This is a genomic window from Labrenzia sp. CP4 (assembly GCF_001579905.1).
GTDB lineage: Bacteria > Pseudomonadota > Alphaproteobacteria > Rhizobiales > Stappiaceae > Roseibium > Roseibium algicola.
Genome location: NZ_CP011927.1, coordinates 5,001 through 29,050 on the forward strand (window position 1 = coordinate 5,001; position 24,050 = coordinate 29,050).

Annotated in this window: 21 protein-coding genes (1 of these 21 only partly in view); 11 read left to right on the top strand and 10 right to left on the bottom strand. The window is 60.2% G+C overall.

Features of this window, described 5'->3' with window-relative positions:
* The 5 genes from ACP90_RS00030 to ACP90_RS00050 form a co-directional block, all read right to left on the bottom strand.
* Nucleotides 1–1,001 carry the 5' portion of an AMP-binding protein gene (locus ACP90_RS00030; protein WP_062485719.1) on the bottom strand. Its footprint begins 454 nt before the window's first position, so 1,001 of the gene's 1,455 nt are visible here — the first part of the coding sequence; its start codon is at nucleotides 999–1,001; its stop codon lies beyond the left edge, outside the window.
* Between the two features lie 26 nt (nucleotides 1,002–1,027).
* A complete protein-coding gene (locus ACP90_RS00035) occupies nucleotides 1,028–1,582 on the bottom strand; it encodes a BioY family transporter (RefSeq protein ID WP_031269905.1) in 555 nt (184 codons plus the stop codon).
* 145 nt (nucleotides 1,583–1,727) lie between these two features.
* Nucleotides 1,728–2,336 (bottom strand): energy-coupling factor transporter transmembrane protein EcfT, encoded by a 609-nt coding sequence (locus tag ACP90_RS00040; RefSeq protein ID WP_062485722.1) that lies wholly within the window; start codon nucleotides 2,334–2,336, stop codon nucleotides 1,728–1,730.
* Complete coding sequence (locus tag ACP90_RS00045; RefSeq protein ID WP_062485726.1) at nucleotides 2,333–3,112, bottom strand: ABC transporter ATP-binding protein; 780 nt, start codon at nucleotides 3,110–3,112, stop codon at nucleotides 2,333–2,335. Before ACP90_RS00045 ends, ACP90_RS00040 begins: the two co-directional genes overlap by 4 nt.
* 127 nt (nucleotides 3,113–3,239) lie before the next feature.
* The gene (locus ACP90_RS00050; protein WP_208993415.1) at nucleotides 3,240–4,649 is read right to left on the bottom strand and encodes a PLP-dependent aminotransferase family protein; all 1,410 of its coding nucleotides are present in this window, start codon (nucleotides 4,647–4,649) and stop codon (nucleotides 3,240–3,242) included.
* 106 nt (nucleotides 4,650–4,755) lie between these two features.
* On the opposite strand from ACP90_RS00050, the gene ACP90_RS00055 reads away from it, so the two are divergent.
* The gene (locus ACP90_RS00055) at nucleotides 4,756–5,352 is read left to right on the top strand and encodes a LysE family translocator (RefSeq protein ID WP_023002287.1); all 597 of its coding nucleotides are present in this window, start codon (nucleotides 4,756–4,758) and stop codon (nucleotides 5,350–5,352) included.
* Between the two features lie 248 nt (nucleotides 5,353–5,600).
* Here ACP90_RS00055 and ACP90_RS28365 read toward each other — a convergent pair whose 3' ends face one another.
* Nucleotides 5,601–5,741, bottom strand: coding sequence for a hypothetical protein (locus ACP90_RS28365; protein ID WP_023002290.1), 141 nt, complete (start codon nucleotides 5,739–5,741; stop codon nucleotides 5,601–5,603).
* A gap of 191 nt (nucleotides 5,742–5,932) precedes the next feature.
* On the opposite strand from ACP90_RS28365, the gene ACP90_RS00060 reads away from it, so the two are divergent.
* Entirely contained in the window at nucleotides 5,933–6,859 is a 927-nt protein-coding gene (locus ACP90_RS00060) for a LysR family transcriptional regulator (RefSeq protein ID WP_062485731.1), read from the top strand.
* Between the two features lie 101 nt (nucleotides 6,860–6,960).
* On the opposite strand, the gene purU is transcribed toward ACP90_RS00060, so the two are convergent.
* From purU to ACP90_RS00075, 3 genes are all read right to left on the bottom strand, one after another.
* Nucleotides 6,961–7,818, bottom strand: coding sequence for a formyltetrahydrofolate deformylase (gene purU / locus ACP90_RS00065; protein ID WP_062491202.1), 858 nt, complete (start codon nucleotides 7,816–7,818; stop codon nucleotides 6,961–6,963).
* A 72-nt stretch (nucleotides 7,819–7,890) separates the two neighbouring features.
* Complete coding sequence (locus tag ACP90_RS00070) at nucleotides 7,891–8,700, bottom strand: 3-keto-5-aminohexanoate cleavage protein (RefSeq protein ID WP_062485734.1); 810 nt, start codon at nucleotides 8,698–8,700, stop codon at nucleotides 7,891–7,893.
* A gap of 2 nt (nucleotides 8,701–8,702) precedes the next feature.
* Nucleotides 8,703–10,019 (bottom strand): aspartate aminotransferase family protein, encoded by a 1,317-nt coding sequence (locus ACP90_RS00075; RefSeq protein ID WP_062491204.1) that lies wholly within the window; start codon nucleotides 10,017–10,019, stop codon nucleotides 8,703–8,705.
* A gap of 188 nt (nucleotides 10,020–10,207) precedes the next feature.
* On the opposite strand from ACP90_RS00075, the gene ACP90_RS00080 reads away from it, so the two are divergent.
* Nucleotides 10,208–10,624: a D-Ala-D-Ala carboxypeptidase family metallohydrolase gene (locus ACP90_RS00080; protein WP_023002295.1), complete on the top strand. Its 417-nt coding sequence runs from the start codon at nucleotides 10,208–10,210 to the stop codon at nucleotides 10,622–10,624.
* A 64-nt stretch (nucleotides 10,625–10,688) separates the two neighbouring features.
* On the opposite strand, the gene ACP90_RS00085 is transcribed toward ACP90_RS00080, so the two are convergent.
* Nucleotides 10,689–11,048, bottom strand: coding sequence for an ArsC family reductase (locus ACP90_RS00085; protein ID WP_062485737.1), 360 nt, complete (start codon nucleotides 11,046–11,048; stop codon nucleotides 10,689–10,691).
* A gap of 264 nt (nucleotides 11,049–11,312) precedes the next feature.
* Here ACP90_RS00085 and ACP90_RS00090 point away from each other — a divergent pair, with 264 nt between their 5' ends.
* From ACP90_RS00090 to ACP90_RS00125, 8 genes are all read left to right on the top strand, one after another.
* Nucleotides 11,313–13,091: an adenylate/guanylate cyclase domain-containing protein gene (locus ACP90_RS00090; RefSeq protein WP_062485739.1), complete on the top strand. Its 1,779-nt coding sequence runs from the start codon at nucleotides 11,313–11,315 to the stop codon at nucleotides 13,089–13,091.
* Nucleotides 13,092–13,128: 37 nt separating this feature from the next.
* Nucleotides 13,129–14,298: an acetylornithine deacetylase gene (gene argE, locus ACP90_RS00095; RefSeq protein ID WP_286145715.1), complete on the top strand. Its 1,170-nt coding sequence runs from the start codon at nucleotides 13,129–13,131 to the stop codon at nucleotides 14,296–14,298.
* A 116-nt stretch (nucleotides 14,299–14,414) separates the two neighbouring features.
* Nucleotides 14,415–15,998, top strand: coding sequence for an ABC transporter substrate-binding protein (locus ACP90_RS00100; protein ID WP_031269916.1), 1,584 nt, complete (start codon nucleotides 14,415–14,417; stop codon nucleotides 15,996–15,998).
* A gap of 79 nt (nucleotides 15,999–16,077) precedes the next feature.
* Entirely contained in the window at nucleotides 16,078–17,052 is a 975-nt protein-coding gene (locus ACP90_RS00105; RefSeq protein WP_023002301.1) for an ABC transporter permease, read from the top strand.
* A 14-nt stretch (nucleotides 17,053–17,066) separates the two neighbouring features.
* The gene (locus ACP90_RS00110; RefSeq protein WP_023002302.1) at nucleotides 17,067–18,044 is read left to right on the top strand and encodes an ABC transporter permease; all 978 of its coding nucleotides are present in this window, start codon (nucleotides 17,067–17,069) and stop codon (nucleotides 18,042–18,044) included.
* Nucleotides 18,045–18,051: 7 nt separating this feature from the next.
* Nucleotides 18,052–19,773 carry an ABC transporter ATP-binding protein gene (locus tag ACP90_RS00115; protein WP_062485745.1) on the top strand — a complete coding sequence of 574 codons (1,722 nt, stop codon included), beginning with the start codon at nucleotides 18,052–18,054 and terminating at the stop codon, nucleotides 19,771–19,773.
* 774 nt (nucleotides 19,774–20,547) lie between these two features.
* On the top strand, nucleotides 20,548–21,951 hold the full coding sequence (locus ACP90_RS00120) for an HAD family hydrolase (RefSeq protein WP_062491206.1): 1,404 nt from the start codon (nucleotides 20,548–20,550) through the stop codon (nucleotides 21,949–21,951).
* A 115-nt stretch (nucleotides 21,952–22,066) separates the two neighbouring features.
* A complete protein-coding gene (locus ACP90_RS00125; RefSeq protein ID WP_062485748.1) occupies nucleotides 22,067–23,866 on the top strand; it encodes an IlvD/Edd family dehydratase in 1,800 nt (599 codons plus the stop codon).
* Nucleotides 23,867–24,050: the final 184 nt, after the last annotated feature.

The following is a 24,050-nucleotide window of genomic DNA, read 5'->3' on the forward strand; positions in this document are numbered from 1 at the left end:
CGCACCCAGATCAGCCCGGCCCGGCCAGGGACAGTGGGGGACGAAGGGTCACCGATCACGATATCGACCCCTTGCGCGGCACACCCGACCGAGCCTGCAGGGACATTGTCCTCAGGTGAGGACAGCGTGATGAAGCTGGTTTCCGAAGCCCCGTAGAATTCGAAAAGGCGTGCCTCGGGGAAAACCGACTTCAAGGCCTGCCGGTCGGCTTCACGCCATTTGGCACCGCTCGCGAGAACCTGTTTCACCGCTGCGATGGGACCGCTGCGCCGGGCAGCCTCGGCCAGAAAGTGTAGCTGGGTCGGCGTTGCATAAAGGACAGAGCCTTCAGGGGCGCTGCCGAGTTCTCTCAGGACGACGCGCGGATCGAACCGCGGCGTGAGCACCACCTGTTGGCCGCAGGCGAGGCCGCAGACAGCGCCATAAAGGTGAAGTGAATGCGTGAGCTGCCCGGGCAGGACGACGCGGCTGCCTTTCGAAATACCGAAGGCCTGTGCCGACAGTTTGAAGCTTTCGAGCCACGATCCGTGAGAGCGCACATAGCCTTTGGGAACACCGCTCGATCCGGAGGTGAAGCCTGCATAAAAGAGGTCATCTTCGTCCGGCAGGATCTCAGGTGGAGTTTCCGGTGATCTTCGTATTTCAGCGGAACCGGTATCAGCCGTCAGCAACACCGGCAGGGACTGGTCATCGATGACGAGGTCTGGCCCGACCGCTTCCAGAACTGCTGATGCCTGGGCTGAAGGCCAGTCCGGGTCCATGACTGTGGCGATACGCCCGGTGCGGGCGCAGGCAAAGAAGCAGACGACCAGGTCCGCAGGGTCCCGAAGACGCAGGACCACGTAGCTAGCATGGTCGGTCCGCTCACAAAGCACTGCCTCGGTCCGGTTGATCCGGGCTGCAAGCTCCTGCCAGGAGAGAGAATTCGCACCGCATGTGAGTGCGGCCCCAGTGGCTTTCTCACTGGCAAACCGGTCGAGACTGTCGCCGACGAAGGCCATGATGTGGCCTTGCTGGATCTTCGGAATTAAGACCGGGACAACACGGCGCCCGGCAGGCCGCGTGCGACGGTCTGAACGATGAGCGCCGTAAGAGCGACCTTGACCAGGTCACCGGGAATATAGATTGCGCTGCCAAGCGCGGCTTTCGGAAGGGAAAGTCCGGCCATGATGGCAACGCCCGGGATGCCGAAAGCGTAGACCACCAGAATGCCGCCGACCGCAGCCGCTATTGCTGAAGACACCAGAATGTTCAGCTCGCGGGTCGACTGCATGATCAAGCCGGCCACGAGAGCTCCGACCGGCCAGCCGATCAGGAAACCGACAGACGGACCCATGAAGACGCCAAGACCACCGCGGCCGCCGGACAGGAACGGCAAGCCCAGCGCGACGAGAAACAGGAAAAGCAGCACGGCAAGCGCACCACGGATCGGGCCGAGCATGACACCGGCCAGCATGACACCGAGGGTCTGCGCCGTGATCGGCACACCGCCGAGAAAGGCGATCGCCACCGGCGGAACCAGCCCCAGGGCGGCAATCAGCGCGGCATAGAAAGCAACGTGCACAAGAGACCTGTCAGCCATGATGAATTCGACCTTCTTCTCGTTAACAAGGGTGCTGCCGTTCAACCTCGCGCGGATCTTACCACATGAGGGTCAGGCAACGTCATCTGTGGGCGGGATATCCCAGTTTTTGGCCGAATGCCAGCCATATGGAGCTTCTTTTCGGTCATCTTGACAAGCCTTCCGAGCCGCCGCGCGCCTTCAGTGCTTCGGCAACATGATCCGACATGCTCAGGGACTGAATGGCGAAAGGCGCCAGAAGACGCCACGAATTTCGCGTGCCTGTTCGCGCCTGCCAGGCTTCGCGCAGTTGACCAAAGACGACGAGCATGTAGGGCGCGAAGCGAAGCACCAGTGCAACGCCCAGCGCTGGTTTGCGGGGAGAGAAACCGAGAAACTCGAGCGGCCTGAACAGCGGCTGGACGGCATTCAGCATATCGTCCATGCGGGTGGTCACCGAAACGAAATTTGCAGCCAGGATCATGATCGCAAGCCGCAGGATGATCGTAACCCCTTCCAGAAGACTTCCGGACACCCAGTGAAGCGCCAGCAGCACGGCAAGCAGAAACGACATTGCCCGCAGGAGCTTCAGTTGCGCCAGTCCCTCGCGCCCGAGGGAGGCATAACACAGGAGAACAGCTGCAAGAGCCGGCAGCAGAACCCAAAATGATGTGTATCGCAGCAGCAGCAGGCTGGCGACGGCAACAGCCAGAAGCTTCAGGCCCGCGGGCATCCGGTGGGCCCAGCTGTTGCCCTGGAGATAGACCGACATCATAACTCGGCAACCTCCACATCCATGCCCTGCCGCGAAACGACGTCTTCCTGAAACGCCGCCCGAACCGCATCCGGCGCGCCATCCATGCGCAAACGTCCGTCCTCCAGCCAGAGCAGTCTGTCGAAACCGTCGAACTGGCTGAGATCGTGACTGACGAGAACGATCTTTTGCGGCAGTGACAGGATTTTCTGGCGGATCCGCACTGTCGTCAGTGCATCGAGGCTGGCCATCGGCTCGTCCAGCACCAATAGGCGCGGCTCCATGACCAGAACCGCCAGGATGCAGACGAGCTGTTTCTGACCGCCGGAAAGTTCCGTGATCGGTTTGCCGGCCAGCCCCTCACAGCCATGCAGGGCGAGGAACGCCCGCGCGCGGCTGCGGCTTTCTTCCTTGCCGGCCCCGAGTTGGGTGAGGCCAAAGGCGATCTCTTCTTCCACCGTGGGAAAAATGGCCTGATGATCCGGGTTCTGGAACACGAAGCCGACATGACGCGGCAACTCCAGTTCCGCCTCGGCGGAGGGGGCTCCAAAAAGCGTGAGGTTGCCGCTCGTCGGCGTACGCAACCCGTTCAACAGGCGTACAAGAGAGCTCTTGCCGGACCCGTTCAGGCCGATGATGCCGATCCGGTCTTCGGCAAGCTGCAAGGTGAGATCCTGCAGGATATGCTCTTTGCCGACACTCAGGCCAACCCGATCGAAGACCGCGTAGGGACTGGCGTCGGGATTACAGACACTGGGCCTGTCCTTGAGTTTCCTGCTTTTGGGCCAGAATGCCATGTCACCTCGTCGCGGACGGCACTCCTTGCAAGGGCCGGTCCTGTTTTGCGCGCAGCTTATCGGTCGGATCTGCCGGCTTGTCAAAGACTGACAGGTACCTGGCAAAATCACACATTACCGCAAGGCCTTACCCTACCGGGCGGGTGAGATCGGGCAATTCGGCCAATTGGCCGATGGTGGATCTGATGCGCTGGAGGGCCCAGCGGAAACGGTCGTCGGACTGTTCGGATCCGAAGGTCAGGCGCAGATAGGGCGCCGGCTGGTGGTCCTTCGCCTGAAAATACCGGGATGACAAGACCGAAATGCCCTGGTGTCCGAGCGCGTTCTGAAGCGCGTCGGGATCGACGGTTTCCGGCAGGCGCAGCCAGCCGAACACCTTGTTGACGTCGCTCTGCAGGAAATGCGGCGCGAGCAGTTCACGCGCCGCCAGGAACCTCGTGCGGTTTGCCTTGCGCTTAAGGCGCAGCGTCTTGAACAGATGTCCCTCGCGTACCCAGCCGGCAATCAGTTCTGCCGTGATGGGGGACGCCATCCAGGTGCTTTCACCGATCTTGTTGCGAATGCTGTCACCGAAAGGCCCGGGCACATGGACGAAGCCGATCCGGCTTCCGGGTGAACAGACCTTGGAGATACTGGCGATTGAGGCCGTGCGCTCCGGCGCCAGCGCACCGAAGGCGGGCAGGGCGTCCGGCAGAAAAGGCGTATAGGGATCGTCCTCGACGATCTTCAGGTCGAATTGCCGGGCAACCGCCACCAGATCCTGCCGTTCTTCGACAGACATGGTGTGGGTGGTCGGGTTCTGCATGTTCGGCATCAGGAACACGCCCTTGACACCATGCGTCTTCGCGGCCTGGGCAAGCGCTGCCGGATCCATGGCCCCGAAGCCGCCATCGGCCCGTATCAATGCGGGCAAAGGCACCGGCTTCAGGCCGATGCTGGCAAAGGAACTGAAGATCGACGGGTAGGTGAACCGGTCGACGGCAACCGCATCGCCCGGGCGGAACAGGGCCTGGCAGGTGACCTGAATTCCGTGCTGCGCGCCACAGGTAACCGCGACCCGGTCCGGGTCGGCTTCCAGACCGTAGTCCTTGAAGACGAGAGCCCCGGTTTCGCGATGCGCCTTCAGCCCTTCAGACGGTACGAACCCGTTCAACCGGTCGATCCCCACCGTCCGCGCCATCCGCGTCAGCCCGTCGGAAAGACTCGGGTTGAGATGCGGATAGGCAAAGTTTCGCGCCAGATCGCAGGTTTCCGGCTCGTCTTCCTTCGGGGCAAGGGGCGAAACCTTCTGGGTTTCAGAGGCAATATAGGTGCCCCGTCCGGTTTCTCCCTTCACTAGCCTGCGCCGCTCGGCTTCGCCGTAGGCACGGGTAATGGTGCCGAGTGTCACGCCAAGCTGATAGGCGAGTTCGCGCTGTGGCGGCAGCCTGTCGCCCTGGGCAAGCGCCCCGGTCTTGATGTCGGCTTCCAACGCGTCCGCGATCGCCAGATAGATCGGGCCACCGGCCGCTTCGATGTTCGGGATCCACATTGTCATGAGAACAATGTTATCATTGACTGATACAATACCTCAAGACAATTAGTATCTCCGCTATTTTGTATCGATTGTATCGAAACACTCGATGCTGTGTCTGGAGATACCCATGGATTACGCGACGTTCCTCGCCTTCGCGGTGTTCGTCATCGTCATGACCGGGACACCCGGTCCGGGCAACCTGACCTTTCTGGCCATCGGCGCATCCGCAGGGTACCGCACAGCCTTTCCCGTGATTGTCGCCTCGCAGATCGGATCTTTGCCGCTCAAGCTCAGCGTTGCCTATGGCCTGGGCCATGTCATGGCCGGAGGCGGCACGGTGGTGACTGTCTTCAAGGTGCTGAGCATGGCCTATATGACCTATCTTGCCTGGCGGATCGTTTGCCTCAGCGTCAAGCCGAAGGGCGAGGTCGCGCTGCCCAGTTTCTGGGAAGGATTGCTGATACACCCACTCAGCCCGAAAACCTGGGCCATGAACCTGGTTGCCTTTTCAACCTTCCTGGCCGGCAACGGGCTCGGAATCCACGAAAACGCGATGATCCTGGTGGCGGGATTTACCCTCGGCGGGATGGTGTTTCATTCCCTATGGGCCCTGGTTGGCGTGTCGATCCTCGCCCTGATCGGCGAAGGCCCGCTCATGCGAGCCATCACGGTGACCATGGCAATCGCCATGTTGGCGGCGACTGTTTGGGCACTGCTGATCTAGCGAAGTCTCGCTGCTTTTCGGCTATCTGCACGGCAAGACGGCGGAAGAAATCGCCAGGGAACCGGCAATGAAGCTCGCCAATGACCAACTTCGCAAACAGGTACAATGCCTTGCCGGCGCTCAAGAAATTGACCTGACCGGAGCTACTTCGTGAAGCGAGACAGATCCGGCAGCATGCGCCTGCCGGATCTGTCCGACCGGCCACAGGGGAGACCGCGGCCGGGTGAAGGTCAGGCAGCGGGTAAACTCTACCGCTGCAGGTCCTTCAGTTCCTTTTGCCAACGCGCCTCGAACGACGTTTCATGCGGGTTGGGGCCAAGCCCGATATCCCGGCGCAGCTCGTCCGGCAGATGAGCCACATTCACACGCTTGCGGCCACGGGTTGCCATCCTTGCGAACAGAGAACCGATAAGCGACCTTAATGAAAAGCCCAAGTCTTGCTGATGGGTCGCGCAGCCCGATTTCGTCTGGGAGAGCCTGAACACGTCTATAACTCCTGTTTCTTGTGAGTTACATATCGGCGGGTTCCGGTTGTCTTACCAACGAAAATTCGATAAACATGCATAAGGGAGACTTATGTATGTCAGTGAATTTGCCACCACTTTCCGCAATCCGGGCCTTTGAAGCTGCAAGTCGGCACCTGAGTTTTACCAAGGCCGGCGACGAGTTGGGCATGACCCAGGCGGCTGTCAGCTACCAGATCAAGATCCTGGAAGATCGTCTCGGCTTTCAGCTGTTCACCCGCAAGGCCCGCAAGATCGAGCTGACCGACAATGGCGGGCAACTGGCGGCGCGGGTGGTGGATGCGTTCTCCTCGCTTCGCAGTGCCTTCGAGGATATTTCCGAAAAGAACGCCGGCCAGCTTGTCGTCTCCAGCAACACCACGTTTGCGGTCAACTGGCTGTCAAACCGCCTGTTCGAGTTCCAGATGCAGAACCCGGACGTGGGCGTGCGCATCGTTCCCTATGGCCCGCATGCTGAACCGGAGTTCAACGAATCCGACGTCGTGATCTCCGCCTGCAAGGCTCCTCCGAAAAACTGGCTCGCCCATGAAATCGTGCGTGCGGACTTTACGCCGATGCTGAGCCCGAAGCTTGCGGACACGATCGGCGGCGTCAGCAAGCCCGAGGACATTCTGAAATTGCCGCTGGTCGATCCGCAGGACCCCTGGTGGCAGATGTGGTTCGAGGCAGCGGGACTGCCGAATGTCGACCTGAGCGGTCACCCTAGCTCGCGCATGGGGTCACAGGCGCTCGAGGCAAATCGGGCGATCGCAGGACAGGGCGTCGCGATCCTGACCCCCTATTTCTGCAAGACCGCCCTTGAAAACGGCCAGTTGATCCAGCCGTTCAAGCTGACCTGCCATGCCGATGACGAAAGCTGGTACATGAGTTACCCGCCCGCCCTGCGCACCAGCCGCAAGGTCCGCCTGTTCCGTGACTGGGTTCATGCGGAACTGAAGCGCGACGGCATGCCTGTCAGCGCGCCGATGGCAGTTGTTGCCTGAGGACATCCGCCCCCCCCAACCCAAGCTTCCGGATCATGAAAAAGCCCCGGCCATCCATCGGACGACCGGGGCCAATTGCTTTTGGAGCACCAAGGTTTGCCTTACGGCGTGAACACGATGGTCTTGTTGCCGACCATCATCACCCGGTTTTCCAGGTGATACTTGACGGCACGGGCCAGCACGCGGGATTCGATGTCGCGGCCACGGGCGACGAAATCGTCAGCGGAGAGCGCATGGCTTACCCGTTCGGCGTCCTGCTCGATGATCGGGCCTTCATCGAGATCCGGCGTCACATAGTGAGCGGTGGCCCCGATCATCTTGACGCCGCGAGCATGCGCCTGGTGATAGGGTTTTGCACCCTTGAAGCTCGGCAGGAAGGAGTGGTGGATGTTGATGATCTTGCCGAACAAACGCTTGGAAAGGCTGTCGGAAAGCACCTGCATGTAGCGGGCGAGAACCACCAGATCGGCTCCGGTTTCCTTGACCAGCTTCAGCAGTTTCTCTTCCTGCTCGGCCTTGTTTTCCTTGTTCACCGGCCAATGGTGGTACGGAATGCCTTCGTGCTCGGCCGTGCGCTGGCTATCGGTGTGGTTGGAAACAATCGCGACCACTTCGGCATCCATCCAGCCGACGCGGATCTGGTAGAGAAGGTGCAACATGGCATGGTCGAATTTGGACACCATGACGATGACCTTCGGCCGTTTGGCCGTATCGACCAGTTTGGCCTTCATGTCGAAGCGGCTGATGACCGGGTCAAGCGCCCTCTGAACGCTTTCCAGGGTCACGCCTTCCGGAGCCAGAATGGCAATACGCAGGAAGAACTGGTTGGTTACCCGGTCCCAGAACTGGTCACTTTCGGCAATATTGGCGCCAAAATCCGCCAGTTCCGTCGTGACGGCCGCCACAATGCCAGGCTTGTCCGCGCAAGACAGCGTCAGAACGTAAAGGCTATCCGCCATGATTTTCCAGTCTCCAACCTTGAGGGCCGCAGCCCGCTGATTTTGCTTCGTGCCGGATGCCGGCCCGAACAATCAGGCAGGCATCAGACTGTGTTCCTTCAGGGCCGATACCAGATCGCTGACCCGGTCGGCATTGTCTATCGCGCGTTCTCCGGTCCTGTTCCACAGGCCGTTTTCAAAACCGATCCTGGCCTTGCCGCCCCGCCGGACCGCCTCCACCAGACACTCCGTCTCGCGGTGTCCGAAAGCGCAGACCGCCCAGTCCAGCGACTGCCCCTTGTCGCGTTCCGCGAGCTTTTCCAGAAACGGCACCAGATCTTCCGGTGCGCTTTCCTGGCCTGCCGCATAACGCCCCAGAACGAACAGCAGCTGATGGCTTTCCCCTGCCAGGGTGCCGGCTGACGCCAGGTCGAAAAACCGGTCCAGATCATCCGCGCTGTAGACGATATGCTGGACCGCACATTCATGGTCGAACGCCCAGTGGTAAAAGGCTTTTGCCTGGTCTTGCCCGCCTTCCGGAACCATCTCCCGGATCGCGACGGAGACCGCATCCGGCTTGACCTTGTAGACCAGTTCGCGTTGCTCTTCCGAAGTGTATTTTCCAACAGCTTCCGTGGTGATTTGAACCTGCATTTGCGGCACCGCAACACGCATTTCCGACAAGAGCTCACGATAAAGCCCGGCGTCAAGCACATGGGCGCCGGTAAGGTCGCGTACGTGGGCATGAAGCGCACCGGCTCCAGCCTCAAAACACGCATTTGCCGCTACCACCGTTTCGGCGATGGTCATCGGCAGGGCGGAATGATCCGCCTTGGTCCGGCGGGCACCGTTGGGAGCCACCATGATCAATGATAAAGGCGGCGGAACAAAAAGCGCACTCATGTTCAGAAGACCGCCTTGAACGCCTGGTTGAGCTTGTCGGTGATCTCTCCGATATGTCTGTCCTCGAGAATGAAAGGCGGCGCCAGCAGGATATGGTCGCCCAGCACCCCATCAATCGTCCCGCCCATCGGGTAGCAGATTAGACCGGCCTCGAATGCTGCCTTCTTGAGCGCCTTGTTGATGCCCCTCTTCGGATCAAACGGCGCCTTGCTGGCCCGGTCCTCGACGATTTCGATGCCTCGGAAAAGTCCGCGGCCGCGAATATCACCAACATGCGGGTGCTGACCGAAAGCATCGTTAAGCGCCGTCGTCAGTTTCTCGCCCATCGGCATCACCCGGTCGGCAACGCCGCCGGTCAGTTTCCTGAAAACGGCGAGCGCGGCAGCGCAGGCGGTCGGATGGCCGATGTATGTGTGGCCATGCTGGAAAAAGCCCGATCCGGTCTCGATGGCTTCGTAAATGGCAGCGGTGCACAGCATGGCACCGACCGGCTGATAGCCGGCTCCGAGCCCTTTCGCGATGCATAGAATATCCGGCGCGACACCATCCTGCTCACAGGCGAACAGGGTGCCGGTGCGGCCCATGCCGCACATGACCTCGTCCAGGATCAGAAGCACGCCGTAATTATCGCAGATCTCCCGGATCCGCTTGAAATAGCCATCGACCGGCGGCAGGGCACCCGCCGTCGCACCGACAACCGGTTCGGCAACGAAAGCCATGACGTTTTCCGGCCCGAGCCGAAGGATTTCCGCTTCCAGTTCGTTGGCGATCCGTTGACCGTAGTCGAAGGCGGTTTCCCCCTCGCGGCGGTCTCGATACTCGTAACAGGGGGCAATATGGGTGGTATCGATCATCAACGGTGCAAAAGGCTCCCGCCGCCACTGGTTGCCGCCGGTTGCCAGCGCACCAAGCGTGTTGCCGTGGTAGCTCTGCCTGCGGGCAATTACCCGGTGCCGCGACGCTTCCCCCTTCTCCAGGAAGAACTGACGCGCCAGCTTCAGCGCCGCCTCCATGGCTTCCGATCCACCGGAGACGAAATAGACGCGGTCCAGATTGCCCGGTGCTTTTCCGATCAGGAGATCCGCCAGTTCCTCTGCAGGTTCGCTGGTGAAAAAGCCTGTATGGGCGAAGGCGATCCGGTCCACCTGGGCCTTGATGGCAGCGATCACATCCGGATCGCTGTGCCCGAGACAGGAGACCGCGGCGCCGCCAGATCCATCGAAATATTTCTTTCCGGACCGATCGAGAATGTAGCAACCGTCCCCTGTTACTGCGACGGGAAGATCGGCTTTGGTGTGGCGGGGAAAAACATGAGACATGGCAAACGCATCCGACAACTGACGGGACAGCCCACATTGGGTTGACGCATTTGTATCAGAAAACATCAGCGCCTGAAACATTTGTTTCGAAGGCACGTTAACCACGTTTTTCATTAGAATTTTAATAAAATTCAATCAGCCTGCGCGCGGGGGACGAGATTGTAATCAGTAACCGAAGGCCGCCCGTCATGCGTCAGCGCCTCACCGCCTGGATCGTATTCCTAGGATTAACTGTCACACTTGCCGGCTGCGGAACCGTCGCCGGTGTTACCGGCATGGGCTGGATGACCGCATCCCACAATTCCATCGACTATAACGACAGTTCCTGGTGCGTGCCGCGCAAGCTGAAGAAGGTTCTAAACCGGGTTGCATCCCGCTATGGCAAAGTGACTGTCAGCTCGACCAAGCGCTGGTGGCTTGAGAACTGGTGGAAGGGGGGCGCCAGGGATTCCTATCACCTCAACTGCCGGGCGGTCGATTTTTCGGTCCGTGGCAACCCGTCGTCCGTCATTGCCTTCTTGAAATCACAGCCGGAAGTTGGCGGATACAAGCACTATTCTTCCGGCCACTACCACATCGACACCGGCCCGCGCCGGACCTGGTAACCGCCTGGCAGGCAAAAGCCCGGCCCGGTATCTACCGGGCCTGATTGGCCAGTGGCGGCAAACGCTACTTCAGCTCGCCCAGTTCCAGTGCCATTTCCCAGGCGACAGGGTCAAAGCCGACGAAATTCTTGGTTTCGCCTGCCACGATCGGCCTTTTGATAACGGACGGGTTCTCGATCATCACGTCGAGCGCGCTCTTGGCGTCGACAACGCCGTCCTGCGTTGCTTCGTCCAGGCGCCGCCAGGTGGTGCCGCGCTTGTTCAGGATAGACTCCCATCCGAATTCACCGACAAAGCCGGCCAGTCGATCGGCATCGACGCCGTCCTTCTTGTAGTCGTGGAACTCATAAGGCACGCCGGCCTCTTCCAGAAACTTCCGCGCCTTCTTGACGGTGTCGCAGTTCTTGATGCCGTAGACCTTCATCGCCTCTTCCCGGTTGTTGGATGTCCGGCCCGGAATGTGCCGACTGACGCCCGGGATGCAAGGTCATAGCCGAAGAAAACCCGAAATTTTGCGAAATTTGACCTGACAGTGCCCGCATGCCGAGGAGTTTTCCACGTTGCGCGCGCCTTCACGGGCAGTTCACCGCATTTCCTTTTTGCCTCCTTGACCTCGGCTGCCCCCCGCGCTTCAAGTGGCAATTGACAGGCAGAAGGCCGGAACGGCCAGACCGGAGACTGAAAATACATGCAGGAAGAGGCCCCCGGCACAAGCCGGCCAAACAGGCCCGCGACGGCCGCCAAATCTTCTGAAAAGTCCGCTTCGGCTGCAAAACCGGGCAAGAAGTCCGACAGTGTCATGGTCGCCGGAGGGAACTGGCGTCAGCGGCTCCGGCTGTGGAGCGGCCTGATCCTGTTCACTTTCTGCCTCAGCCATTTTTCAAATCACGCCCTCGGCATCATTTCCTTCCAGGCGATGGACCAGGCCTCGATCTGGCACTACTGGGTCTGGAGAAGCCCGCTTGGGGAAACTGTCCTCATCCTCGCAGCGCTGACCCATGTGCTGCTCGCCTTGTGGCGGACAAGCAAACGGCGAACGTTGAAGATGTCCCGTTGGGAGCTTTTGCAGCTCGCCCTCGGTCTTTACATTCCCTGGCTCCTGATACCGCATGTCACCACGACCATGGGCGTTGCCAAGGAGTTCGGCTTCCTGCCGCTCTACGAGCAGATGCTGACGCTGCTGTGGCCGAATGCGGCGGTCAATCAGTCTATTCTGCTGCTCATGGTGTGGACCCACGCCATGATCGGCCTGCACTTCTTCCTGCGCCTTTATCCGGTTTACCAGAAGCTGAAGCCGCTGGCGGCCGGGTTTGCCTTTGCAATGCCTGTGCTTGCCATCTGGGGCTGGATTGAAGGTGCCCGCCGGCTGGCCCTCAGCCGTGACGTAACCCTCCGAATCACTCCGGACCAGCAATTGTGGGCCAGCGAGGTCGTCGTTCAGTTCCGGGCAGTGGTGTTCGGCCTGATTGCCGTCAGCCTGTTGGCCATCCTGATCCGTTACCTTCTCAGCCTGAAAGCACGCAGCCTGACCGTGGTCTACCCAGGCGGACTGACGGTGAAGGCGCAACCGGGTGCAACGCTGTTGGAAATCAGCCGCATGAACGACATACCGATCGCATCGGTATGCGGCGGGCGGGCCAGATGCTCCACCTGCCGCGTGAAAATTCTGGAGGGCGGCGAAACCTTGCCGAAACCGAGTGTTGCCGAAGCTGCGGTGCTAACGCGGATCGGCGCGGGAAGCGACATTCGGCTGGCCTGCCAGGCGCGTCCGGAAAGCAACGTGGAAGTGCAGCCCCTTGTGCCGGTCAAGGCCAGTGCAATTATCGGCGAACACCTGAAGGATGCCTATTACTGGGGCGTCGAGCAGGATGTGGTGGTCATGTTCGTGGACCTGCGCAATTTCACCGGCATCACCGAAAGCCAGCTCGCCTATGACGTGGTTTATCTGCTCAACAGCTACCTGGACCAAGCCTCAGCCGCGATCCGGGAGGAGGGCGGCTATGTCGACAAGTTTATTGGTGACGGCATCATGGCCATCTTCGGCATGGACAGCAACGCTGAAACCGGCGCTCGGCAGGCTCTTGCCGCCTGCCGCCGTATCGAGAAGGTCATGAAATCGCTCGACAAGGAGAAGGGTCCGCAGTTTCGCGATCCGATCCGGCTCGGCATCGGCCTGCATCTGGGGCCGGCCATTCTCGGTCGCATCGGCGCCGCCGGAACGGCAGGCAAACGGGGCGGGCTGACTGCGCTTGGCGACGTGGTCAACACCGCAAGCCGGCTGGAAACGGAGAACAAGAACCACGGCAGCTTCATGGTTGTTTCCAAGGCTGTTGTCGATGCGGCAGGCGCGCGGATCGACGGTGCCGAAGAGGCCGAGATCAAGGTGCGCGGCAAGGAAATCCCCTTGCAAATCCTTGCGGTGAAAAGCTTAGATGGTCTCCATCTCGCTGACGCCGTTCCCGCCTGAGACCCATCCTCCCTGTCACAAAACCTCTGGAGACCACGTGAGCCGGACCTACACGCCTCGGGAAATGCTGGAGAAACTGATCTCCTTCAACACCGTTTCGGATCGAAGCAACCTCGATCTGATCACCTTCGTCGAAGACTATCTCAGCCAATGGGGGGTCACTTCAGGGCGGGCGCTGGATGAAACGGGCCAAAAGGCCGCTCTTTATGCCCGCATCGGTCCGGATATCGACGGCGGAACCGTCCTGTCCGCCCACACCGATGTCGTTCCGGTGGCGGGCCAGAACTGGTCTCACGATCCTTTTTCCGCCTGGGAGGAAAACGGCCGCCTCTACGGCCGTGGCGCGGCGGACATGAAAGGCTTCGCGGCAACTGTACTTGCCAAGGTTCCGGATTTTCTGAATGCACCGCTCAGACGGCCCATCCACATCGCGCTGTCCTATGACGAGGAAACCGGCTGCGACGGGGCCAGGGTGCTGATCCCTGAAATGCTGGCAAACGGCCCGCGCCCTTCGGTGGTGATTGTGGGCGAACCGACCAGCATGAAGGTCGTCACGGGCCACAAGGGCATTACGGTACTGAAGACGCGCATCCAGGGACATCCGGTCCATTCCAGCCAGTTGCACCGGGGTGTTTCGGCGATTTCGGCGGCGGCCAGGCTGATCGGATGGCTGGATGCCAGAACCGCGGAGAACCGGGCCAAGGCCGATCCTGACTGCCCGTTCGAACCGCCCTACACCACCTTGCATTGCGGCACCATTTCCGGCGGCCAGGCACACAACATCACGGCCCAGCACTGCGAATTCGTGACCGATATCCGGCTGCTGCCGGGTGAACACGCGAAGGACTGGGTCGCCGCCTACCGGGCCTTCATCGAAAATGAGGTTCTGCCGGGAATGAAAGCGATCTCTCCGGACTGCGCCATCGAGGTGAGAGAACTTGCCTATGTGCCTGGGCTGGGAGAGGAGCCGGACGGGCTTGCGGAAACGACTGCCAGGCGCCTGACCGGCGACAACAGCCGCAACGTCGTGGTCTATGCCACCGAAGGCGGGATCTTCCAGGATCACGGACTTTCGACCGTGGTTTGCGGTCCCGGATCCATCGATCAGGCCCATCAACCCGACGAATTTATCGAGCTTTCCGAACTCGACCGCTGCGCTGCCTTCCTCGACAAGCTGATTGACAGAATGTCGCAATTTGACAGCTAAACGGGTTTGAACACAGAGATTTACGATGTCATAGTCGTTTTTGACAACATGGCCGCATGGTCCTGGCAGGGGGGTGCGGCCGTGGAGCAAAGCCGAAACCGGAAAACGAGGGGACTATGAACAAAAGAAAAATTGTCATCGCCGCAGCGCTGTTTGCGGCGGGAACGGGGACTGCTGTTCATGCTGAAACGCTGAAATTTGCCTTTCAGGGTGCACTGAACGCGCTTGATCCCTACAGTCTCAACGAGACCTTCACCCTGTCGTCGCTCGGCAATACCTATGAAGGCCTGACGCGCCGTGGTCCCGATCTGGCCATTGAACCGGCCCTGGCCGAGAGCTGGGAAATCGTCGATCCGAACCGCTGGCGTTTCCACCTGCGCAAGGGCGTAAAGTTTCACAACGGCAGCGACTTCACTGCAGAAGATGTCGCCTTTTCCGTCGACCGCGTGCGCTCGGAAGGGTCTGACCTGACCACCCGCGTCCCGGCTGATGCCAAGGTCGAGATCGTTGACGACTACACGGTCGATTTCGTTCTCACCGGTCCGAACCCGATCCTGCATTACGAGTGGGACACGTTCTACATCATGGACAAGGAGTGGACGACGGAGAACGACGCGGTGAAAGTCACCTCGGCGTCCGACACTTCTGCGAACCATGCCGCGCTCAATGCAAATGGTACCGGACCCTTCAAGATCGTCAGCCATGAAGCCGGCGTGAAGACCGTCTATGAAAAATACGACGGCTGGTGGGACGAAGCCAAGCACAACATCGACACGGTGGAATTCACGCCGATCGGTTCCGATGCAACGCGCGTTGCCGCGCTGCTGTCCGGCGAGATGGACATGGTCTACCCGATCCCGGTGCAGGACATCAAACGCATAAACGACAATGCGGGAACCAAGGCGCTTACCGGTCCGGAACTGCGCACGATCTTCCTTGGCATGGACCAGATGCGCGACGAGCTGCTCTATTCCGACGTCAAGGGGAAGAACCCGCTCAAGGATGCCCGGGTGCGCAAGGCCTTCTACCAGGCGATCGACATCGAGGGGATCAAGAAGAAGGTCATGCGGGACCTGTCCAACCCGTCTGCCCTGATGGTTTCGCCGCTGCTGTTCTCCAAGTCGGCCGATTTCGAGCGTTATCCCTATGACCCGGAAGCCGCCAAGGCACTGCTGGCCGAAGCCGGCTATGCAGACGGCTTTTCCATCGGCATGGACTGTCCGAATGACCGCTACGTCAACGACGAGGCGATCTGCCAGGCGGTTGCCGCCATGCTGGCTCGTATCGGCGTGAAGGTGAACCTCAACGCCCAGCCAAAGGCGAAATACTTCGCCAAGATCCTTGCTTCCGGTGGTTACGATACGTCGTTCTACCTGCTTGGCTGGACCCCCGGATCCTTCGACAGCTGGAACGTTCTGGACAACCTGATGAACTGCCGCGACGAATCCGGCAAAGGTTCGCCGTTCAACAACGGTGGCTTCTGCGACGAGAAGATCGACCAGCTGACCGATGAAATCCTGGTCGAGATCGATCCGGAAAAGCGTGACGCCATGATTGCTGAAGCTTTCCGCATCAGTCACGAAAACGCCTACTACCTCCCGCTGCACCAGCAGAGCCTGGCATGGGGCGTTTCCGACAAGCTGGACCTTGTCCAGCGTGCCGACAACCAGTTCCAGTTCCGCTTCGTGACCAAGAACTGATCCTGAAGCACAGCAAATGACGCTCCCGGCAACTCCGCCGGGAGCGTATTTTCATGACTAAAGCATTCAAAGAGCCGAAATGATTGGATTTGCAACGCGCCGCATCGTGCAGGCGATGATTGTCATGCTGGTGGTCGCCCTTCTGGCGTTCACCATGTTCCGCTTTGTCGGCGATCCCATCAACCAGATGGTCGGCATCGAAACCTCGATCGAAGAACGGGAGGCCCTGCGCGAGCGCCTGGGTCTGAACGACCCGGTTCCGGTCCAGTTCTTCCGTTTCGTCACCAAGGCCGCGCAATTCGATTTCGGCACGTCCTACCAGTTCCGTCAGCCGGTTTCCGAACTTTTCGCCAAGCGCATACCCGCCACGCTCGAACTCAGCTTCGCGTCTGCGGTGTTTGCGCTCGTTGTCGGCATTCCCATGGGCATCTACGCCGGGCTCAATCGGGAATCGCCCGTTTCCAAGCTGTTTCTGTCAGTTTCGCTGATCGGCATTTCGCTGCCGACGTTCTTCATCGGGATTCTGCTGATCTTCCTGTTTTCCGTTACGCTGCAGTGGCTGCCGAGCTTCGGACGCGGCGAGACCGTGCAGATCGGATCCTGGTGGACGACCGGCTTTCTGACCATCTCCGGCCTGAAGGCGCTGATCCTGCCCTCCATCACGCTCGGCCTCTACCAGATGACCCTGATCATGCGGCTGATCCGAGCCGAGATGCTGGAAGTCATCCGGACCGATTACATCAAGTTCGCCCGGGCGCGCGGTCTGCCGGACCGGCTGGTGAATTTCCGGCATGCTCTCAAGAACACGCTCGTTCCGGTCATCACCATCACCGGGCTGCAGCTTGGCGCGATCATCGCTTTCGCGACCATCACCGAGACCGTTTTCCAGTGGCCCGGCATGGGCCTGATGTTCCTGCAGGCCGTGCAGAACGTCGATATTCCGATCATGTCCGCCTATCTGCTGCTGACTGCCTTCCTGTTCGTGACGATCAATTTCATCGTCGACATCCTTTACTTCTTCATCGATCCGCGTCTGCGGGTCGGTCGGCCATAAGGGAGACCGACGCCATGCCTTTCGTCACCAACGAAGAAGCAAAATCCAGCGTTCAGGACAGGGCGGCACCGGTCAAGGAACCCGGGCGGATGGCCCGCGCTCTCGACAGCGACCTCTTTCATTCGTTCCTGAAATCGAAGGTCACCGTAGTCGCTGCCACCGGCACGGCAATCCTGTTCCTCCTTGCGTTCCTGGCGCCGTGGATTGCTCCACATGATCCGTTCGACCTGGCGTCGATTTCCATCATGGACGCCCGCGTTCCACCGGTCTGGATGGAATATGCCGATCCCCGTTTCCTCCTGGGAACGGACGATCAGGGCCGCGATATGCTCTCCGGCATCTTCTACGGCATGCGGATCTCGCTGATCGTCGGCTTCTGCTCTGTTGTCGTCGCCGCCTTCATCGGGATCTCGCTGGGGCTGGTCGCGGGCTACATGGGTGGTCGGGTGGATGCGATCATCATGCGGATTGCCGACGTTCAGCTGACGTTTCCGGCCATTCTGATCGCCCTTCTGATCGACGGTGTCGCGCATGGCATTTTCGGCGCGATCGACCGGGAGGTCTTCGCCTTCTACATTCTGATCGTGTCGCTGGCGCTGTCCTTCTGGGTGCAATATGCGCGCACGGTGCGCGGTTCCACCATGGTGGAGAAGAACAAGGAATATGTTCAGGCCGCCCGTGTGATCGGCATTCCTTCGGTCATCATCATGGTGCGCCATATCCTGCCGAACGTCACGGGACCGGTGCTGGTGATCGCGACCATCAACCTGGCTCTTGCCATCGTGACTGAAGCGACGCTCTCGTTCCTGGGTGTCGGCATGCCGCCCACGCAGCCGTCTCTCGGCACGTTGATCGCCATCGGCAACGATTTCCTCTATTCGGGGGAGTGGTGGATCGCCATCTTCCCGGGCCTCGCACTGGCCCTGCTGGTGCTGAACGTCAACCTTCTGGGCGACTGGCTGCGCGACGCCCTCAACCCGAAACTCAGGTGAGGCCGGTATGAACGTTCTCGAGATCAAGGACCTGAGGGTCGAGTTTCCGGGCCGAAAATCCGTCTTCGTCGCTGTCGATGATGTTACTTTGAGCGTCGATGCCGGCAAGGTTCTCGGCGTCGTCGGAGAATCGGGTGCAGGCAAATCGACAGTCGGCAACGCGGTGATCGGACTGCTGCAGGAACCCGGACACATAGCCGGCGGTGAAGTCTATCTTCACGGCAAGCGCATCGACCAATTGCCCTACAAGGAAAAGCGTCGTTTGCGCGGCCGAAAGATCGGCATGATTTTCCAGGATCCACTGACGTCTCTCGATCCGCTGCAGACGGTGGAAAGCCAGCTTGTGGAGACGATCCGCACCCATTTGCCGCTCTCCGGATCGCAGGCCCGCCAGCGCGCGATCGAACTGATTGAGGCCGTGGGCATTCCAGATGCGCCCGAACGCATCAAGCAGTATCCGCATCAGTTTTCCGGCGGCATGCGCCAAAGGGTGGTCATCGCGCTTGCGCTGTGTGCGGAACCTGAACTGGTGATCGCGGACGAGCCGACAACCGCGCTCGACGTTTCCATCCAGGCGCAGATCCTTGAACTGATGAGGAAGCTGTGCCGGGAGCGTAACGTCGCCATGCTGGTGATCACCCATGACATGGGCGTGATTGCCGACATCACGGACCATGTGGCGGTGATGTACCACGGTGAACTGGTGGAATACGGCGAGACGACCCAGGTGCTGGGCGCTCCGGAACACCCCTACACCCAGAGCCTGATTTCCGCCGTGCCACGCCCAGATATCAAGGTCGAGCGGTTTCCGGTGGTCAACTACATCGAAAAAGCCGGCACACCACAGAAGCAAATCGACATCGCCACACACTGGCTCGGCAAGGCACGCGACTATGAAAAAGTGTCCGGTCCGCTGGTCAAGGCAACGGACCTCGACATGCGGTTCGAGACCCGTGGCTCGATCTTCCCGTCCAAGCGCAAATACTTCCAGGCGGTCAAGAAGGTCAGTTTCGACATCAACGAAGGTGAGACCTTCGGTCTTGTCGGCGAGAGCGGGTCGGGCAAATCGACCATCGCGCGCCTGATCACCGGCCTCTACCAGCCGACCGGAGGGTCGATCCTGTTCGGCAAGACCGAGCTGACGTCGCTCAAGAATCGCAAGGACGTTCTGGCGATGCGTCGCCAGATGCAGATGATCTTTCAGGATCCCTATTCCTCGCTGAACGCCCGCATGCGCGTCAGCGACATCATCGCGGAACCGATCAAGTTCCACCGTCTGGCGTCAAGCAATGCGGAAGTGCGCCAGATCGTCGATGACCTACTCGATCATGTCGGTCTGGGCGCGGCGGCCGGCAGGAAATTTCCGCACGAGTTTTCCGGCGGTCAGCGCCAGCGCATCTCCATCGCACGGGCGCTCGCGACGCGGCCCAGGTTCCTGATCTGTGACGAGCCCACCTCAGCACTCGACGTGTCGATCCAGGCGCAGATCCTGAACCTATTGAAGGATCTTCAGGAAGAACTTGGGCTGACCATGCTGTTCATCAGCCACGATCTGGCCGTGATCCGGCAGATGTGCAACCGCATCGGCGTCATGCGCCATGGCGAGTTGTGCGAGGTGGCAGACTGCGACCAGCTCTTCGAAGCGCCGCAACACCCCTATACCCGCGAACTCCTGAACCTGATGCCGTCACTGGAGTTGCTGTCGCGGGCAAACCTCGCAACGGCCTGAAGGAACCGGCGGCGTTGTCGCCGGCCTTCCCAAGTCTTTGAAGATGAGTCTTTTTTCGGATTCGGCCGAGTCGCTGACTTGACTCCAAGCCCCACCCCGATTCTCCGGTGACCGCAAAACGTTAGTCACAATCCAGTCCGAACCGGGCAGTTTTTGCCGCCCAGGGCGCCACTACGATCTGCACCCAAATAGATTCATTCTGATTTTTAGTCCGGACCTGATTGTTAACAGACGTTAACCATGTTTTTCCGGCGCGCCCAAACGTAAAAGGGAGAGCCTTTCGGCTCTCCCATTAATATACCACACCCCGAAATAATCTTCGTCCAGAGGACTATTAAATACAGGCCCTCAATACTTGCAGGCCGTTTAAAAAATTACCCTTTTATACTACCCGCAATTCAGTTTCGCTCAAGTTCCACGCTGCACAAATGGTCAGCACCCATTCCGATGCACTGCGACTGGGACAGGCAACATGCTTACCGAACTGACTCTGCGGCATTGCCTGTCTCCGGCCGCTCCCGCATTTTCAGACGGTCCCCAGGGCGTGCCGTTTGTATCTCCAGTTGGCCCACGACCCGGTTCCAGCAGAAGAATTCCAGATACGAGAGCCGACCGGCTATGCCGAAAACATCATTGATTTCAGTTCTTTGGGCATTTTTTCTTGTCATTGCCGTAGTGTGCCTTGTTCTGGCTCTGGCAACAGCAGGCGGAGAACCCTCTGACGCCGCGACGTCAGTTTTGGTTTTCGGTTCCTACAGCGCCTTAATTTTCAGCATGTTTTCCGCGATTTTTTCGCTTCTCGGCCTCTCTTTTTCGCTCAACACCTCTGTCGGCCGGCCCTTGACGCTTTTCACGGCGCTGGTCAGCACCGGATTGCTTGCCGTTTCGACCGGCTTCCACCTGTCCGGTCCGACATCGCCCCAGACAAATGCACCTGCCCTTGCCGCAGCTTTCCTGATGGTGCTGCGGGCGTTCGGTGTGGTTCTGCTGCCACCAAGGGGTGACCTCAGCGGAGTGCCACAAGCGGCATGGTCTGTCCTGTTGGCGCTGCTGGCTGCCGGTACCTGGTGGTGGGTCCTCGACAGGACCGAGGCCCCGGCCGCTCTTGCCGCCGCTCTGCTTCTTTCCTGGCCGCAACTGATCGACGGAATCAACGCATTCGCGGACAAGGTCTTTCACAAGGCAGCACTGGCGGCAGGCGCCCGTGACATTGCCCCCGGCGCCTTCACCAAGGTCGCTCATGCCCGCGATATCCTCATCGACAAGGCTGCCGTGATGTCTGGACCCAACCTGATGGTCACCAATGTCATGGCCTTCAACAACGAGCCGAAAACGCTCCTGGCCGTTGCCGCCTCCGCGGAAGCCGGATCATCCCATCCAGTCGCCCTGGCCCTGCGCGAACTGGCCAGCCAGTGGCAGGTCGCCCTCAAGATGCCGGACCGGTTCGAACCGACGCCTGGTCTGGGTGTTGTTGCGCTGCTCGGCGGACAGACCGTGGTGATCGGCACGACGGACCTCCTGAAGCGCCTCAAGATCGACAGTTTTACCGCCGACGCCATTGCCCGGTCGCTGGAAGCAGACGGCAAGACGGTGCTGCGTGTCGCGGTCGGGGGACGCGTCGTGGGTGTGCTGGGACTGGAAGGCACATTGCGTCAGGACGCCGGCGTTGCGGGGATGGCCCTGCGCAAAGAGGGCCTCGTGCCGTGGCTGTTCAGTGGTGACAGCCCAAACACTCGCAGCGCGCTGGCGGGCATGCTTGGCCTAGAGCTGACCGATGATCCGAAGCCGGGAGAAACCGCGCCCGAGGCCGCCTCCCGCTGCTTTCCGGACATGCCTCCCCTAGTCCTGACTCTGTCGCAGGACCGCATGGCGCTGGAACTGCGCGAAGGCGCCACGCCCGGAAAGGACGGGACGGATGCAAGGCATTCCCCCCTTGTTGTCAGCGACACCGACGACATTGGAGCCTTCACTGCCCTGAAAGCGCTGGCCATGCGCCGCAATCTGCTGGCCGTCCACGCCCGCCGGCTGCTGTCAGGTCTCTGGCTTTTCGCCGGCCTGTGCGGTGCCTTGACCCTCCTTCCTCTGTCGGCCGCACCCGTTCTTTTCGCTATCTGTCTCGCCGTCCTTTGGACATTTGCCCGATTTTCCATTGCAGATACGCTGCACCGGAATACGTGACGGGCGCATTCTCAGATTGTGGAACCGAAATCGGGTTTCAGCGCCTTTACAGCCTCATGGAGCTGGTGTTTATCGGCTTTTGACACTTTGTGAGTGCATTGAGGGGCGACGCGACATGAGCGACACCAAAACACCGAAACTGCGGTCCGCCGCCTGGTTCGACAATCCCGACAATCCGGGCATGACCGCGCTCTATATCGAGCGTTACCTGAATTTCGGCATCACACGTGAAGAGCTGCAGTCGGGCAAACCGATTATCGGCATCGCCCAGACCGGGTCTGACCTTTCGCCCTGCAACCGCCACCATTTGGAGCTGGCAAAGCGTGTGCGCGAAGGTATTCGCGAGGCCGGTGGTATTGCCTTCGAATTTCCGGTTCACCCGATCCAGGAAACCGGCAAGCGCCCGACCGCGACACTGGACCGGAACCTGGCCTATCTTGGTCTCGTTGAACTGCTGTACGGTTACCCCATCGACGGCGTGGTGCTGACAATCGGCTGCGACAAGACCACACCTGCCTGCCTGATGGCCGCCGCGACGGTGAATATTCCGGCCATCGCGCTGTCCGTCGGTCCGATGCTGAACGGCTGGTACAAGGGCGAGCGCACGGGTTCCGGTACCGTCGTCTGGAAGGCCCGCCAGATGCTTGCCGCAGGCGAGATCGATCGCAAGGGTTTCATGGATCTCGTCGCCTCTGCAGCGCCGTCCGTCGGCTTCTGCAACACCATGGGCACGGCGACGACCATGAACTCGCTGGCCGAAGTCCTGGGCATGCAGCTTCCGGGGGCGGCCGCCATTCCGGCGCCCTACCGTGAGCGCGGTGCAATTTCCTACGAGACCGGCAAACGCATTGTCGACATGGTACGCGAGGACCTGAAACCCTCCGACATCATGACCCGCGAAGCGTTTGAGAACGCCATTGTCGTCAACTCGGCCATCGGCGGTTCGACCAATGCACCGATCCATCTGAACGGCATTGCCCGCCATCTGGGTGTTGAACTGGACAACGACGACTGGCAGGAGATCGGCCATGACGTGCCGCTGCTGGTCAATCTGCAGCCGGCCGGAGAATATCTGGGCGAGGATTACTTCCACGCAGGCGGCGTGCCTGCCGTCGTCGCGGAGCTGATGCGAAACGGCAAGCTGCCGCATCCGGGCGCGCTCACCGTCAACGGCAAGGGCATCGGCGACAATTGCGACGGTGTCGTCACAGACCTGCCGGACGTCATCAAGCCATTCAACAATCCGATGAAAGACAAGGCCGGTTTCATCAACCTGAAGGGCAACCTGTTCGACAGCGCCATCATGAAGACCAGCGTCATCTCGGAAGAGTTCCGCGACCGCTATCTCTCCAATCCGGACGATCCGGAAGCGTTCGAGGGCCGTGCCGTAGTGTTCGAAGGGCCGGAGGATTACCACGACAACATCGACAATCCGGACCTTGAGATCGATGAGCACTGCATGCTGTTCATTCGCGGCACCGGCCCGATCGGTTATCCGGGCGGTGCCGAGGTGGTCAACATGCAGCCACCCGCAGCCCTGATCAAACGCGGGATAACATCCCTGCCCTGCATCGGCGACGGCCGTCAGTCGGGTACATCCGGTTCGCCGTCGATCCTGAACGCATCACCGGAAGCTGCCGCCATGGGCGGACTCGCGCTTTTGAAAAGCGGGGACCGTGTGCGCATCGATCTGAGGAAGGGCACTGCCGACATCCTGATTTCCGATGAGGAGCTTGCACAACGTCGTACGGACCTGGAGGCGGCGGGCGGCTTCAAGATTGCGGAGAGCCAGACACCCTGGCAGGAGATCCAGCGTGCAATGATCGGGCAGTTCGACAAGGGCATGGTTCTGGAGCCGGCGGTTAAATACCAGGACGTCGCGCATACCAAGGGGCTGCCACGGGACAACCATTGATCTGACGAACCTGTCAGTTGGATTGCCTCTGGCACCGCGAAATGTTGAAATTCTCCGTCATTACCGGACTTGATCCGGCAATCCATGCGATGATCACGGCGGCCGCGCTGCCGATGAAGCGACATGGATCCCATGGTCAAGCCATGGGATGACGGAGCGTGTGGCGAAACGCTCCCGGCGGCGC

What these genes read in the sequence shown, in the direction of transcription:
- ACP90_RS00035 (WP_031269905.1), bottom strand. Translation starts at nt 1,582, where the DNA reads ATGGCTGACAGGTCTCTTGTGCACGTTGCTTTCTATGCCGCGCTGATT.
- ACP90_RS00040 (WP_062485722.1), bottom strand. Translation starts at nt 2,336, where the DNA reads ATGATGTCGGTCTATCTCCAGGGCAACAGCTGGGCCCACCGGATGCCC.
- ACP90_RS00045 (WP_062485726.1), bottom strand. Translation starts at nt 3,112, where the DNA reads ATGGCATTCTGGCCCAAAAGCAGGAAACTCAAGGACAGGCCCAGTGTC.
- ACP90_RS00050 (WP_208993415.1), bottom strand. Translation starts at nt 4,649, where the DNA reads ATGACAATGTGGATCCCGAACATCGAAGCGGCCGGTGGCCCGATCTAT.
- ACP90_RS00055 (WP_023002287.1), top strand. Translation starts at nt 4,756, where the DNA reads ATGGATTACGCGACGTTCCTCGCCTTCGCGGTGTTCGTCATCGTCATG.
- ACP90_RS28365 (WP_023002290.1), bottom strand. Translation starts at nt 5,741, where the DNA reads ATGGCAACCCGTGGCCGCAAGCGTGTGAATGTGGCTCATCTGCCGGAC.
- ACP90_RS00060 (WP_062485731.1), top strand. Translation starts at nt 5,933, where the DNA reads ATGTCAGTGAATTTGCCACCACTTTCCGCAATCCGGGCCTTTGAAGCT.
- purU (WP_062491202.1), bottom strand. Translation starts at nt 7,818, where the DNA reads ATGGCGGATAGCCTTTACGTTCTGACGCTGTCTTGCGCGGACAAGCCT.
- ACP90_RS00070 (WP_062485734.1), bottom strand. Translation starts at nt 8,700, where the DNA reads ATGAGTGCGCTTTTTGTTCCGCCGCCTTTATCATTGATCATGGTGGCT.
- ACP90_RS00075 (WP_062491204.1), bottom strand. Translation starts at nt 10,019, where the DNA reads ATGTCTCATGTTTTTCCCCGCCACACCAAAGCCGATCTTCCCGTCGCA.
- ACP90_RS00080 (WP_023002295.1), top strand. Translation starts at nt 10,208, where the DNA reads ATGCGTCAGCGCCTCACCGCCTGGATCGTATTCCTAGGATTAACTGTC.
- ACP90_RS00085 (WP_062485737.1), bottom strand. Translation starts at nt 11,048, where the DNA reads ATGAAGGTCTACGGCATCAAGAACTGCGACACCGTCAAGAAGGCGCGG.
- ACP90_RS00090 (WP_062485739.1), top strand. Translation starts at nt 11,313, where the DNA reads ATGCAGGAAGAGGCCCCCGGCACAAGCCGGCCAAACAGGCCCGCGACG.
- ACP90_RS00100 (WP_031269916.1), top strand. Translation starts at nt 14,415, where the DNA reads ATGAACAAAAGAAAAATTGTCATCGCCGCAGCGCTGTTTGCGGCGGGA.
- ACP90_RS00105 (WP_023002301.1), top strand. Translation starts at nt 16,078, where the DNA reads ATGATTGGATTTGCAACGCGCCGCATCGTGCAGGCGATGATTGTCATG.
- ACP90_RS00110 (WP_023002302.1), top strand. Translation starts at nt 17,067, where the DNA reads ATGCCTTTCGTCACCAACGAAGAAGCAAAATCCAGCGTTCAGGACAGG.
- ACP90_RS00115 (WP_062485745.1), top strand. Translation starts at nt 18,052, where the DNA reads ATGAACGTTCTCGAGATCAAGGACCTGAGGGTCGAGTTTCCGGGCCGA.
- ACP90_RS00120 (WP_062491206.1), top strand. Translation starts at nt 20,548, where the DNA reads ATGTTTTCCGCGATTTTTTCGCTTCTCGGCCTCTCTTTTTCGCTCAAC.
- ACP90_RS00125 (WP_062485748.1), top strand. Translation starts at nt 22,067, where the DNA reads ATGAGCGACACCAAAACACCGAAACTGCGGTCCGCCGCCTGGTTCGAC.